The 13,340-nt window shown below is 71.7% G+C and carries 12 protein-coding genes; 3 read left to right on the forward strand and 9 right to left on the reverse strand.

Translation table 11 applies throughout. The annotated features are described in order from the left end of the window. Window positions 1-63: 63 nt before the first annotated feature. Both G9272_RS21140 and G9272_RS21145 read right to left on the reverse strand, forming a co-directional pair. A complete protein-coding gene (locus tag G9272_RS21140; RefSeq protein ID WP_171398044.1) occupies window positions 64-2,187 on the reverse strand; it encodes a HelD family protein in 2,124 nt (707 codons plus the stop codon). A gap of 67 nt (window positions 2,188-2,254) precedes the next feature. After that, complete coding sequence (locus tag G9272_RS21145) at window positions 2,255-2,884, reverse strand: TetR/AcrR family transcriptional regulator (RefSeq protein WP_171398045.1); 630 nt, start codon at window positions 2,882-2,884, stop codon at window positions 2,255-2,257. A gap of 109 nt (window positions 2,885-2,993) precedes the next feature. Between G9272_RS21145 and G9272_RS21150 the strand changes: the two genes are divergently transcribed. Beyond that, entirely contained in the window at window positions 2,994-4,007 is a 1,014-nt protein-coding gene (locus G9272_RS21150) for a zinc-binding dehydrogenase (protein ID WP_171398046.1), read from the forward strand. Window positions 4,008-4,058: 51 nt separating this feature from the next. On the opposite strand, the gene G9272_RS21155 is transcribed toward G9272_RS21150, so the two are convergent. The 3 genes from G9272_RS21155 to G9272_RS21165 form a co-directional block, all read right to left on the reverse strand. Next, the gene (locus G9272_RS21155; RefSeq protein WP_437184289.1) at window positions 4,059-6,263 is read right to left on the reverse strand and encodes a phosphotransferase; all 2,205 of its coding nucleotides are present in this window, start codon (window positions 6,261-6,263) and stop codon (window positions 4,059-4,061) included. 346 nt (window positions 6,264-6,609) lie between these two features. Next, the gene (locus G9272_RS21160; protein ID WP_253267881.1) at window positions 6,610-7,350 is read right to left on the reverse strand and encodes an HAD family hydrolase; all 741 of its coding nucleotides are present in this window, start codon (window positions 7,348-7,350) and stop codon (window positions 6,610-6,612) included. Between the two features lie 29 nt (window positions 7,351-7,379). Further along, window positions 7,380-8,258 (reverse strand): winged helix-turn-helix domain-containing protein, encoded by an 879-nt coding sequence (locus G9272_RS21165; protein WP_171398049.1) that lies wholly within the window; start codon window positions 8,256-8,258, stop codon window positions 7,380-7,382. Between the two features lie 153 nt (window positions 8,259-8,411). Here G9272_RS21165 and G9272_RS21170 point away from each other — a divergent pair, with 153 nt between their 5' ends. After that, window positions 8,412-8,606 carry a hypothetical protein gene (locus tag G9272_RS21170; RefSeq protein ID WP_020130348.1) on the forward strand — a complete coding sequence of 65 codons (195 nt, stop codon included), beginning with the start codon at window positions 8,412-8,414 and terminating at the stop codon, window positions 8,604-8,606. Here G9272_RS21170 and G9272_RS21175 read toward each other — a convergent pair. From G9272_RS21175 to G9272_RS21185, 3 genes are all read right to left on the reverse strand, one after another. Next, complete coding sequence (locus G9272_RS21175; protein WP_171398050.1) at window positions 8,596-9,504, reverse strand: FadR/GntR family transcriptional regulator; 909 nt, start codon at window positions 9,502-9,504, stop codon at window positions 8,596-8,598. The genes G9272_RS21170 and G9272_RS21175 overlap by 11 nt on opposite strands. A 346-nt stretch (window positions 9,505-9,850) precedes the next feature. After that, window positions 9,851-11,116 carry a GNAT family N-acetyltransferase gene (locus tag G9272_RS21180; protein ID WP_171398051.1) on the reverse strand — a complete coding sequence of 422 codons (1,266 nt, stop codon included), beginning with the start codon at window positions 11,114-11,116 and terminating at the stop codon, window positions 9,851-9,853. An 85-nt stretch (window positions 11,117-11,201) separates the two neighbouring features. Continuing rightward, window positions 11,202-11,768: an RsiG family protein gene (locus G9272_RS21185; RefSeq protein WP_171398052.1), complete on the reverse strand. Its 567-nt coding sequence runs from the start codon at window positions 11,766-11,768 to the stop codon at window positions 11,202-11,204. 159 nt (window positions 11,769-11,927) lie between these two features. Here G9272_RS21185 and dtd point away from each other — a divergent pair, with 159 nt between their 5' ends. Then, entirely contained in the window at window positions 11,928-12,353 is a 426-nt protein-coding gene (gene dtd, locus G9272_RS21190) for a D-aminoacyl-tRNA deacylase (RefSeq protein ID WP_171398053.1), read from the forward strand. A 16-nt stretch (window positions 12,354-12,369) separates the two neighbouring features. Here dtd and ygfZ read toward each other — a convergent pair whose 3' ends face one another. Next, on the reverse strand, window positions 12,370-13,335 hold the full coding sequence (gene ygfZ / locus G9272_RS21195; protein WP_171398054.1) for a CAF17-like 4Fe-4S cluster assembly/insertion protein YgfZ: 966 nt from the start codon (window positions 13,333-13,335) through the stop codon (window positions 12,370-12,372). Window positions 13,336-13,340 lie beyond the last annotated feature (5 nt).

Genomic DNA, 13,340 nt, shown 5'->3' on the forward strand with positions numbered 1-13,340 from the left:
GGACCGCCGCACGCCCCTCCCACGCGCCGCGGGCGGCCCCGCTCACCCACGCTCCTCACCCCCTCACACCTCCCACGGCAACTCCCGTTCGTGCACCACCTCCAGTCGCGAGACCGCGCGGGTCAGCACCACGTAGAGCCGGTTCAGGCCGCGTCGCTCCGACTGCGCGATGGCCGCCGGCTCGACGGCGACGACGTGGTCGTACTCGAGGCCCTTGACGAGAGTCGCCGGGACCACCGTCACCCGGGCGGCCGGATCGTCCGGGCCGGAGGTCGGGATACCCGCCCCGGTCAGGGCCCCGCGGACCTCGTCGACCTGGAGGTCGGCGGCGATGACACCGATCGAGCCCTCCCGGGGGAGTGCGTCGCGTACGGCGGCGACGACCGCGGAGCGCAGATCGCCGTCGGCCCGCCGGACGCGCAGTTCGCCGTCCCTGCGCAGGGAGTCGGCGCGCGGCACGTCGGCGTCGAGGAGGTCGAGCAGGCGGCCCGCGAGGGTGAGGACGGCGGCCGGGACACGGAAGCCCGTGGTCAGCGGGACGATCGTCGCGTCCGGCTTGCCCAGGTGGGCCATCTGCACCCGCCAGGAGTCCGCCGCCCAGGGGGTGGTGCCCTGCGCCAGGTCGCCGAGGACCGTGAGCGAGCCGAAGCGGACCCGGCGGGCGACCGCCCGGCACTCCATCGGGGAGAGGTCCTGGGCCTCGTCGACGACGACATGGCCGTAGCCCTGGGGATGGTCGAGGAGGCCGGCGATCTCGTCGAGGAGGACGAGGTCGGCGGGCGACCAGCGCGCCGACCGCGGTGAGCGGGGCGGGCGCGGCCAGTGCAGCGCCCGCTGCTCCCCGGGGTCGAGGAGGCCGTCCGCGGCTCGCGCCAACTCCTCCTCATCCGTGAGGAGTCGGGCCAGGACCTCCGCAGGGCGCGCCTTCGGCCACAGTGCCTCCACGCACGCGCTCACCGGCCGGGCCCGTTCGATGCGCCGCGTCCAGGAGGCCGGGCGTGGCCCGCTCCGGCGTTCCACCTGCTCCTGGATCCGGCGCACGATCCGGCTGCGCACCCGCTCGCGCCCGACCTCGTACGGCGGCTCCTCGGCGAGCACCCCGGCGACGATGTCCGTCAGCCGGTCGCCCGCGATCCGCCAGCGGTAGGAGCCGTCGGGGACGGAGAGGTCCTCGGCGCGGTCGGCCGTCACCCGTCCGTACACCGCCCGGCGCAGCACCTCGGCCATCCGGGCGTCGTGCTTGACGGCGGCGGTCCGGTCGGGGTCCGTCCCGGTCGCCGGGTGGCGGGCGATCTCGTCGTGCAGGGTCGACTGCCGTACGCCGGTCTCGCCGAGGGAGGGGAGCACCTCGGCGATGTAGGAGAGGAAGGTGCGGTTGGGGCCGAGGATCAGCAGTCCGCCGCGCTGGATGCGCCGCGGGTGGGTGTAGAGGAGGTAGGCGGCCCGGTGCAGGCCCACGGCGGTCTTGCCGGTGCCGGGAGCACCCTGCACGCACACGGACTCGGCGAGCTCCCCGCGGACGAGTTCGTCCTGCTCGGGCTGGATGGTCGCGGCGATGTCCCGCATCGGGCCGACGCGGGGCCGTTCGATCTCACGGGCGACGATCCCGCCCGGCCGCCCCGCCCCACCTGGCCCACGGCGCCCGGCCCGCGCCACGCCGTCGACGACGCGCCCGCCCGCGTCGAGGCGCTCGTCCTCCAGGCCCGTGAGGTCGGCGGAGTCGCCCCGGCTGCCGGGGGCCCAGCCGAAGCGGCGCCGGACGGCCACGCCCTGGGGGTCGCGGGCGCTCGCCCGGTAGAAGGCGCGGGAGACGGGGGCGCGCCAGTCGACGACGAGGGGCGGGGCGGCCGGGTGCTCGCTGATGCGGAGCCGGCCGATGTGGTGGGCGAGGCCCTCGTGCTCGCCGCCCGTGCCGTGCGCGAAGTCCAGCCGGCCGAAGAACAGGGGGCCTTCGGGCAGTTCGTGCAGGGCCTTGGCGTGGCTGCGCAGCCGGAACCCGAGGACCTCGGCGTCGGCGCCGGAGGCGGAGACGTCCTCGCCGGTGACGACGTGGAGGTCGGCGCCCTCGACCATCGCGGCGAGGGCGGCGCGGCAGCTGTCGTGGTGGGCGCGTTCGTGGTGCAACGCGGTGCCGAGATCCGGCGGGCTCGCCGGGTCGCCCTCGGGGACCGGCTCGGGTGTCGTCATACGGCAAGGGTAACGAATAACGTAACCGAGTTACATTTTTTACCCAGTATCAGTCAGCTGGGATCGACTACCCGAGCCGCGGCAGACCCGCCGCCAGCACCGCGAACGCCCGCTCCACCGCCGCCTCCGCGTCCCCCCGTACGTCCTCCACCCGCTCCCCCTCCGCGATCCGCCGCCAGTTCTCCTCGGCGAGGATCCGCCGGACGGCGACGATCTGACCGGCGGCCAGCCGGGCGTCGAGGGCGTCGGGCAGCTCGTCCACCAGGGCGTCGGCGAGGGCGCCCTCCGAGCGTTCCAGGTAGCCGTACAGACGGGCGACCAGAGAGGGCGTGCCGTAGAGCAGGGCGTAGAAGGCGCGCACGTGCGGGTGGTCGTTGAGGCCGGTGACGGGGTCGGCGGCGGCCAGTCCGGCGAGGAAGTGCCGGCGCAGGGCGGGCAGCGGTGTGACCCCCTCGGCCCGCGCCGCCGTGACGACCCGGGCCGCCTCCTGCTCGTGGTCGGCGATCCGGTGCAGGACCAGGTCCTCCTTGGTCGGGAAGTACCGGAAGAGGGTCGGTTTGGAGATCTCGGCCGCCGCGGCGACCTCGGCGACGGACACCGCGTCGAAGCCGCGCTCGATGAAGAGCCGGACGGCGATGTCCGACACGGCCTCATACATCCGCTGCCTCTTGCGCTCGCGCAGCCCGGTCTCGCTCATGGACCGAGCCTACGGGCCGATCGCCGGCCGGCTCCGCTTGACCTCAACCGGGGTTGAGGTCGAAGACTCCATGCACGCGCATCCAACGGCACCGCAGTGGAGGTATGCCATGCGAGCAGCACAGGTGAAGGCGTTCGGCGGACCGGAGGTCCTGGCCACGGTGGAGCTGCCGGACCCGGTCCCGGGCCCCGGCGAGCTCCTGATCGAGGTCGCCCACGCCGACACGATCTTCGTGGAGACCCAGGTCCGCACGGGCCTGTTCCGCGCCTACTTCCCCGTCGAGCCGCCCTACGTCCCCGGTGGCGGCGTCGCCGGCACGGTCACCGCGGTCGGCGCGGGCGTGGACGCCGGATGGGTGGGACGCCGGGTGACGTCCTTCGTGGACGGCAGCTACGCCGAGCGCGTGACGGCCCCGGTCACCGCACCGACCCCCGTCCCGGACGGCGTGGACCTGCGCACGGCCGCGGCGCTCGTCCACGACGGGGTGACGGCCGCCGGTCTGCTGGAGAACACCGCCGTGGCCCCCGGCGACCGGGTCCTGATCCTCGGCGCCTCGGGCGGCATGGGCACCCTGCTGATCCAGCTGGCCCGTGCCCGGGGCGCCCGGGTGGTGGCCGCGGCACGGGGGGCGCGGAAGTCGGCGCTGGTGCGGGAGCTGGGGGCGGACGCGGTGGTGGACGTGTCGGAGCGGGACTGGGTGGAGCGGGCGCGGGAGGCCCTGGGGCGGCCGGGACCCATCCGCGCCACCGAGACCGCCGCCGAAACCGCCGCCGAAGCCGCCGCCGATGTAGTACTGGACGGCGTCGGCGGTGAACTCGGCCTCGCGGCCTTCCCGTTGACCGCCGACGGAGGACGCTTCTCCGCGCACGGGGCACCCTCGGGCGGCTTCGCGGCGGTGGACGTGACGGAGGCGGAACGGCGGGGCATCACCCTGTTCGGGATCGGGGACGTGCAGTTCGGCGCGGCCGAGGCGCACCGCCTGACCGCACACGTCCTGGCGGAGGCGGCCGCGGGGCGGCTGCGTCCGGTGATCGGCGCTCAGTTCCCGCTGACGGAGGCCGCCGCGGCGCACGCGGCGATCGAGGGGCGGGAACTGATCGGGAAGGTGGTGCTCGGGATGTGAAAGGTGGTGCTCGGGAGGTGAACCGACGCGGGGGGCGGAGCCGCCCCCGGGTCAGCTCCGCCCGCGGGTGAGGGCCAGTTCGAGATAGGGATTGGTGGTGCGCGAGGCCGGAAGGCCGAGGGAGGCGGTGGCCGCGGCCAGCGTCTCGGCGTAGGAGTCCACGGCCCGGCGGACGTTGGGGGCGTCCAGGCCCGTCCTGGTCACCAGCCGGTCGAGATCGACGTAGGCCGACCGGATGATCTCGATCCAGCGGTACACCGGCCAGTCCAGCCGCCAGTTCGTGCTGTACTCCGGGGGCATGTTCCGCTCCCACCGGCGGAACATACGGTCCCTGATCTCCGGCCGGGTCGGTGTCAGGTGCATGTGCCGGACCAGGTCGTAGAGCGGGTCACCGACCAGGGCCATCTCCCAGTCGATGATGGTCAGCAGGTATCGGCCGCCGCGCACCAGGTTCCACGGGTTGAGGTCGCCGTGCAGGAGGGCCGGTGCCCGGGGGGTCAGTGTGTGGCGGGACAGGATCTCCCCCAGCCGCTCGTGGTGGGGCAGCCCGAGCATCCGGGCCAGCTGCATCGACTCCTTCGGCAGCGTCCGCACCAGCTCCACGAGCTGCTCGCGCAGCCACACATGGAAGGTCTCGCTGCCCGAGGCCGGGTCGACCAGGGTGTGGTCGACCTTCGTCAGCGCGCACAACTGGTCGACGAGCGCGTCCGCCTCGCGCGGGCGCAGACCGTGCACCGGATGCTCGGGGGGTCCACCGCGGCGCGGTCCGACATAGGTGTGGATGGCGAAGGGGTCCTTCGTGCAGCTCTCGCCCAGGGCCAGGATCCGCGGGGCCTCCACCTTCACCCGCGACTTCTCGATCGCCCGGAGCACGGCGTGCTCGCTGAGGATGCTGGGCTCCCGGCGCTGGACGTGGGAGAGCAGCCGGCGCACCACCACGGGTTCGGTGTGGCCGCTCACCCGGACCACCGTGTTGAGGTGCGCGGTCCCCTTGAAGACGTTTCCCGCCGGGGCGGCGCCCTCGGCCAGCAGCGCCTCCCTGACCGCGCTCGCGGGGAACTCCGGGTGCGGGGGAACGCGCGGGTCCGCCGTCCAGGTGATGGCCGGTCCGATCCAGTCCCTGCCGCTGACGTTGCCGTCGGTGCGCGAGGCCAGCCAGCGGTAGAGCGCCTTCTCGATCTCCGCCGGGTCCGGCACGCCCCGCAGCCGGAGCGGCTCGGCGGCCGCCTCCAGCGCCCTGCGCACCTCCGCCGTCGCCTCGTCCAGGCTCTTCTGGGTGAACGACTGCTCCAGCGACCGCGCGGCGCGCATCACATCCGGGTAGACGGACTGCGCCCGCTCGAAGGCCAGGTAGTGGGCCAGATCCCTGACCAGGCCGTTGGTGGCGGCGGGCCGGAGCTCCAGCATGGCCTGCGCCCAGGCCTCGACCACCTCGGCCCACTGGTGGGCCGGGTACTGCATGCGCACCAGGTGCGTGGCCAGGTCGTGCAGCGGATCGCCGTAGGTGGCGAGTTCCCAGTCGACGCAGACGAGGGGCGGATCGCCGTCGTACGACACGATCAGGTTGTCCCGGTGCAGATCCGTGTGGAGCAGGCTGTACGGCCGCCGCGCCATGGTGGGAACCCGCTCGGCCAGCCGGATCAGGGCGTCGTCGGGGACACCCAGCGTGTTGAACAGTCCCCCGAACTCGCCCCAGTTGACCTGCCGGATCTGCTGGTCGGCGAGACCGGCCAGCGTCCGCAGGAAGCCCTGGCTGTCGGCGCGGTCCGCGGGCCACACCGCCGGCAGCGCCGGCAGCGCCGACGGGCGCACCCGGGTCATCAGCGCCAGCAGCCCGGCCAGCTCCCCGACCAGCAGGGAGTCGACAGGCTTACCATTTCCGCAGACCCAGGAGAGCGGCACGCCCTCCACATGGCTGTGGAGGGCGAAGGCGGGTCGCGTCACCAGGCATTCGGACACCTGCGGCAGCTCGCTCTGCACCGCCTTCAGGACGAGGGCCTCGTCCTGCCAGGTCCTGATCACGACCTTCAGCGCGTCGGGGCGCCGGATCCGCACGGTCACCGGGGTGCCGGCCTCCCGGCCCAGCAGGCGCGCCACGGGCTCGGTCAGCGGCAGCACGTAGTTGCGGTTGTGGTGACCGCTGGACACCTTCCCCGTCTCCTCCGCGGTCCTGACGAAGGCCCGGTAGACGGCGTCGTGCTGGTCGTCAGTGGCTCGCTCCCCGGGACGGCACTGGGGAACTAGGGGGTCGCGCACTGGCCACTCCGGTAGTCGCGCAGGGATGGGTAGGGCAAACGGTAAGGGGACCGCACGGCCGGAGCATGGACGAGTGAGCGCAATGGGTTGTCCGCCACTCAGCTGCGTCAGGCCGTTCGAGACCGGCTTGTTCGCCGTCTCATACGTATGGCCGGGAGCGGTTGCTCGCGCGGTGCGGCGCATGCTAGCGCAAGCACCTCGACTCTTCGGCGAACTCGCTGTTCGCAGGGGATCTGATGCTGCTCTTCCGGGCGGGGTGGGGGTCCGAGCTCGGCACAGCGGCCTCGCCGTCGGGGCCGCCGTGGTGCTCGTCGTCCTCATGGCACAGGTCTGAACGGGCATCGGCTCAGACGTGCCTGACCGCCGTCAGTACCGTCTCCAGTGAGTTCACCACCGTCGTGGCGCCCGCTCCCCTGAGCAGCTTCTCCTTGCGCTCGTTACGCGCGTAGCCCAGGAAGGGCACGCCGGCTTCGCTGGCGGCCAGGAAGTCGGAGGGGGTGTCGCCGATCATCAGGGCGGTGTCGGGCGCCGATCCCATGGCCCGCAGGGCACGGTTCAGACAGTGCGGGTGGGGCTTGAGGTGGCGCAGTTCCTGGGTGCGGCCGTAGATGTGTGGTGCGAAGCAGGAGGTGAGCCCGCGGCCGTCCAGGTAAGTGGTCGCCACCCGGGGGGAGTTGTTGGTGGTGACGGCCAGCCGAAGCTTCAGTGCGACCAGTGTGCGTATCAGGGGGTCGGCCCATGCCGTGGGCATCGCCGTGGCCGTGGCCTTCAGTTCCTCCTGGGTGAGGCGTTCCTCCAGCTCCGTGACCAGGTCGCTGCCCGGGTGCCGGCGGTCCACCGCGCGCAGCACGACATGCGGGTCCAGCGACTCCCGCTCGGAGTCCGTCAGCAGGCCGTGCAGACCCCGCCCCTCGAGCCACTTCACGAGACCCTCGGCCACCCCCTCCGCCGAGTGACCGGCGAAGAGCCGGCAGATCGGCCCGTCGAAGTCCCAGAGGACGACCCTCGCGCGGGTGATCAACTCCCGCAGATCCTCGGCCCCGTTCCCCGTCCCGTTCCCCGTCTCGTTCCCTGTGTCGGCTGCCACCTGTTCAGTCTGCGTCGTATCAGAGGTCACTAGGAGAGTGTCAGGTCCGTCGTGATGGTTTCCCAGAGGGCGTCGAACCACTTCTGGGATTCCTCCACGAACGCGGCGTCGCGCTGACCGGCGGCCTTCTCGAAGGAGAAGAGGAGGGACTCGGTGCCCCGCACGTCGTACATGTCGAGGGTTCCGCTGTCGGTGGTCTCCTCCGTGCGCGCGACCATGTAGTACGCGATCAGCGCTTCCTGCCCGTTGAGGAGGTACAGCTTCACCGGCGGGGTGAACGGCAGCGCGCGGAAGGTGATGCTGACGTCCACGCCGTGCGAGCGCAGCGCGCGGAGGTTGTAACTCAGCACCTGGCCCTGCGCGTTGCGCATCGACAGCCAGCGATGGTGGACCGGATCCTCGTCGTCGCCGCGGCCCTCGACCGGGACCGGGAAGGCGAGACTGATGTCCCGGGACGGCAGCAGGATGCGGACGTCGATCTTCTGGGGCCGGATGCTGCCGGCGTGGATCAGCCGCAGGGGCTCCCCCAGGGCCGGGATCAGGCTCTCGGCGGTCAGACAGGCCGCGTCTATACGCACATGCGGGACTCCGAAGGCCGCGGTCAGCCGCGGGGCCAGGCCCACCATCGTGGGCTGGGGCTCGCCGCGGTCCGGCGCCGGCGGCTCCGCGATCCGCGGTGGGCTGCCCTTGCTCACGTTGGTGAGCAGTCCGTCGTCCTGGAGTGCCCGCAGGGCCTGGCGGACGGCGCCGCGCTCCACGCCGAACTCGTCGGCGAGCTCGGCCTGGGTGGGCAACCGGTCACCGGCCCTGAGATCCCCGACGCGGATGCGTTCGCGCAGGACATCGGCGATCTCACGGGGTGAGAGCCTGCTGCCGTTCACTGCCACGTTCTCCTGGGTCACGACCAAACGCTACAACTTACATCCATCTGGCGGGAGTTGTTTGAAAGTTGTTTAGCAGTTGCTACCAAGTGGGGACAACATAGTCATAGTTGGCAACCAACTTGAGTGAGTTGGCGGAAGGTTTGCCTCCCACTCCAGTCTCCGAAGGGGGGAACCACCATGCCCGTCCTCGTCCTCCTCTGCGCCGCCTTCGTCGTCGGTGTCGAGCAGACCATCCAGTGGAAGTACGGCACCGCCGGCGCCCTCGGCCTGCTCCTGCTCAGCGTCGGCATCAAGGCCAAGAGCCCGGTCATCAGCTCCGCCGGCGCCGTGATCCTCGCCCTCCTCGCCACCGGGCCCGCCGTCAGCTCGTGAGCACCAGCTCCGAGCTGATCGTCTCCCACAGTGCGTCGAACCACAGGTGGGACTGTTCCACGAACGTCGTGTCACGCGGTCCGGCGCCCTGTTCGAAGGCGAACAGCACCGACCGCGTGCCCTCGGCGTCGTACATCTCCAGGTGCTCGTGGTCGATCGTCTGCTCGCCCCGCTTGACCGTGTAGTAGGCGAACAGCGCTTCCGCCCCGTTGAGGAGATACAGCTTGACGGGCGGGGTGAAGGGCAGTGCGCGGAAGGTGACGTGCACATCGATGCCGTGCGTGGAGCGCAGGGTGAGCAGGTTGTGCCGCAGCACCTGGCCCTGGGCGTTGCGGTGGGCCAGCCAGCGGCGCTGGAGCCGCCCGGTCTCCGCGATGTCCACCGGCACCGGAAAGGCGAGTTCGATGTTGCGGGACGGCAACAGGACACGGACGTCGATCTTGGCCGGTTTCAGTCGCCCCGCGTGGATCTGCCGCAGGGGTTCACCGATCGCGGCCGTCAGCGAGACCGCCGTCAGGCACAGGGCGTCGACCTCGACGTGGTCGGCCGCGAAGGCCTCGGTGATCCGCGGCGGAAGCGCCACCATCGAGGGCTGCGGCGTCGCCGCGTGACCCAGCGGGAGGCCGACCGCACCCGGCCGCGCGGCGACCGTCGCCGGGCTTCCCTTGGAGACGTTGGTGAGGAGCTGCTCGGACTGAAGAATGCGCAGCGCCTGCCGTACGGCACCCCGCTCGACGCCGAACTCGTCCGCCAGTTTGGCCTGCGTCGGCATGCGCTGACCCGGCCGCAGCACTCCGGTCCTGATCCGGGTGCGCAGCTCGTCGGCCACCTCGCGATGTGACCGCTGCGGCCGCACCGCCCTCCTCCGCCCATTGACGGAGGCATGTTCCGGCTCCACGTCCGCACACTACAACTTCCCGCCATCTTTGGGCAGTTCAAAGAGAGATGGTTATAGGACGCTCCCAAGCGGACATAGTTACAGTGAAGTTGGCAGCCAACTTCAACAACATGGTCAAACTTTCAGACGGTTGGCCGGTCGGGCTCCCTTCCGGAGGGGAGCCGGGAGCCCGAGCAGTCGGCACCGACGTACAGCCACAACTGAACATCGCCTGCACAGCCACAACTTCAGATCGCTCGCACAGCCACAACTGAACAGCTACGGATACCCGCATTCAAAGAAACACAGAGACGCAGATCCACAGGCACGCAGCCACACAGGCACGCAGCCACACAGAAAGGAGCCGTCAGAACATGTCCGGGCACCAAGGCCGCCCGGACGTGCGCAGCAGGGCGTCGGCCCCTCGGGCGGCGCCCGCTCGTTCTTCCCGGAGCCGGCCCAGCGCCGCCAGCCGCCCCACGGACTCGTCGCCCAGCCACAGCGTCGCCAGCTCGGCCACGTCCAGGGTGAGGTCGGCACCGCGGGTGGTCGGCGTACAGGAGGCACCGTCGGGGGTCGCGTCCAGCAGGAAGCGGCCCCCGGCCAGGCCCGATCGGTCGACGACCTCGAGGACCAACGCGCCCGACGCGTCGTACGTCCGCGCCTCCAGGGCCCGTACGACGTCCAGGATCCGCACCCACAGCCAGTCCGCCTGCGTGATGATGCGCGCCGCGCGCGGGTCCGGCAGATGGAGCGGGAGCAGGTCGTCCGGTGAGCGCCAGCCCGTCTTCACCCGGGTGATCCAGTCGATGGAACAGAGGTAGTGCCACAGGGCACGCTCCGCGGCCGGGGTCACCGCGCTCAGCCAGTTCACCGTCGCCGTGTTCAGCGGCTGCTTGGCGTCGCTCCACTCGTCGTCCGCCCGGTAGGAGGCCATGCCCTCCACCACCCCGTCCGCCGCGCGGTAGACCACGAAGAACGGCTCGACATACGCACTGCCGTGCAGCCACAGCTGCCCGGTGCGCGCCGCCCACCAGTGCTCGTCCCGGTCGATCGCGCCCGGCTGGGCCCGACGCAGCCGCTCATGCAGCTCGGGACCGATCCGGCGGATCTCCTCGGCGTCGGCGAAGTCGATCCGGCCGTCGTCCTGCGGGCCCGACCGGTTGGGGTCGAGGCCGGCGCGCGGCACGTCGATCGACCACTCGGTCATGGTGGTCGCCGGACCGAAGCCGTACCGGCCGTAGATCCGGTACTCGGCGGCTATCAGGGTGGCCACCACGTCCCCGCGCTCCTTCGCCGCCGTCAGGTCGTCGGCCATCAGCCGGGTGAGGATTCCGCGGCGGCGGTGCGTGGGCGCGACGGTGACGTTGGAGATGGCGTCGGCGGGAACGGGGGCGCCGCCGACCGCCGTGAGCTCCTGGTCGAACGAGCGGAACGTCGCCACGCAGCGGCCCGCGTCGAAGGCGCCGGAGACACGGGAGTCCGCGAACGCGATACGGCGGTCGGCGACCATCTGGTCGGGGGCGGTGGGCGGGCGCAGAAAGCCCGTGTTCACTGCACGGGTCCAGTCGGGAAGCTCCGCGTCGGTGATCGCACGGAAGTCGATCGGCTGCTGGCTGGCTCGGCGGGTCATGGGATCACCGTAGGCAGGGGCGGGCGAGTGGCGCGAAGATTTTTCCCGCCTTCGCCGCCCCGGCCCCGGTGGGACCTCGCCGCAGTCACACCAACAGGTCCTCCACCTGCGCCTCTCCCTCCCGGTACCGCCTCGTGATCTCCGCGCCCGACTCGTCGGCCGTCCGCTGGAGGCCCTGGCGGCGGCTCGAGACCTGCTGCTCGTAGCGGACCAGGCAGCCCATCGCGTCGTGGAGCTCGGGATCGGTGCGCGCGTCGAGGTCGGAGAGTTCGACGTCGGCGAGCATGTCGGCGGCCAGCCGCCGGTACTCCTCGCTGTGCGGGGTGCCCAGGGTGACGTGGCGGGCCGAGGAGCGGTGCCGGGCCGGGGCGTCGGTGAGGATCTCCGACAGCCGCTCCACCACGGAGGCCGCACCCGTCGGAGAGCGGCGGGCCAGCTCCGCGCGCAGGATGTCGATACGGCCCTGGAGCAGCCGTCGTACATAGCTGAGGTCGGCCTCGTCGCGCTGGGCGTCCCGGCGCAGGGTGCGCAGTTCGGGCAGGCTCAGCCGGGTCAGGTCGTGCTCGGGTTGTTCCACGGGCAGCACGGGGCTGTCGCTGCGCTGTGTCGGCGGCCGATGTGTCGCAGGCCGCCCGGTACTCGGTGTGCTCATGTCCTTCTACCGTCCCCTCGACCGGCGTGTGGGAAGCATCGTGCCACCCCGACCGACCGCTGGGTTACCGAGTCCCCCCGAACGGCCCCAGATAGGGGCTTAAGGATCAAAAATGGGCCCCTCACGGGTCGGTGCGGGGCACCCGGCATCATGGTCCGCATGCGAGCGGTGGTGCAGAGGGTGGACGGCGCGAGCGTCGTCGTGGACGGCGAGACGGTCGGGGAGATCAGCGGCGAGGGACTGTGCGTCCTGGTCGGGGTCACCCACGAGGACACGAAGGTGGAGGCGGATCGGCTCGCCCGCAAACTCTGGTCGGTCCGCATGCTGCACGACGAGAAGTCGTGCAGCGACATCGACGCCCCGCTGCTGGTGATCAGCCAGTTCACGCTGTACGGGGACGCGCGCAAGGGGCGCCGCCCCACCTGGAACGCGGCCGCCCCCGGCGAGGTCGCCGAGCCGCTAGTCGACGAGGTCGTCGCCCGGCTGCGGGAGCTGGGCGCGACGGTGGCGACGGGCCGGTTCGGCGCGCAGATGCGCGTGTCGCTGACGAACGACGGCCCGTTCACCGTACTGATCGAGATCTAGGGTCCCCCAGGATTCCCTAGGGCTCCACGACCGTTTCCTGAGCTGCCGCGGTCGCCCCGGCCAGCAGCGGCGCGTCCACCGGCACGTTCCGCTTCACCAGGGCCAGGGCCACCGGGCCGAGCTCGTGGTGGCGTACGGACGTGGTGATGAAGCCGATCTTGCGCCCGTCGGGGGCGTCGTCGGCGACGCGGAGTTCGGTACCGGCGGCCGGCAGGTGGACCTCGCTGCCGTCGAGGTGCAGGAAGACGAGGCGGCGGGGCGGCTTGCCGAGGTTCTGCACCCGGGCCACCGTCTCCTGGCCGCGGTAGCAGCCCTTCTGGAGGTGCACGGCGGTGCCGATCCAGCCGAGCTCGTGCGGGATGGTGCGATGGTCGGTCTCGAAGCCGAGACGCGGGCGGTGGTGCTCGACGCGGAGGGCCTCGTGGGCGAGGATCCCGACCGGCGGACCCGCCTGCCCGGCGTACGCCTCCAGATCGGCGCGGGGAAGGAAGAGATCGCGGCCGTACGCGGTCTCCCGGACGACGACACCCGGCGGGACGGGGGCGATGGAACCCGCGGGGAGGTGCACGACCGCGACGTCGGCGGTGCGGTCGGCGACCTCGACCCGGTAGAAGAACTTCATCGACTCCAGGTACGCGATCAGCGCCTCCTGGGTGCCGGGTTCGACGTGCACCCAGACCGTCAGACCGTCGTCCACCAGGTAGAGCGCGTGTTCGATGTGGCCGTTCGCGGAGAGGATCAGCGCTTCGGCGGCCTCGCCGACACGGAGGTCGGTGACGTGCTGGGTGAGGAGAAGGTGCAGCCAGCTCAGCCGGTCCTCGCCGGAGACGGTGACGACTCCGCGGTGCGAGAGATCGACGAAACCGGTGCCGTCGGCGAGGGCGCGCTGCTCGCGGAACAAGTCGCCGTAGTGACCGGCGACGCCTTCGTCCACACCCTCGGCGGGGACGGCGCCGGGCAGGGACAGCAGAGGGCTCTTCATGGGCC

The sequence above is a fragment of the Streptomyces asoensis genome (genome assembly GCF_013085465.1).
Classification (GTDB): Bacteria; Actinomycetota; Actinomycetes; order Streptomycetales; family Streptomycetaceae; genus Streptomyces; species Streptomyces cacaoi_A.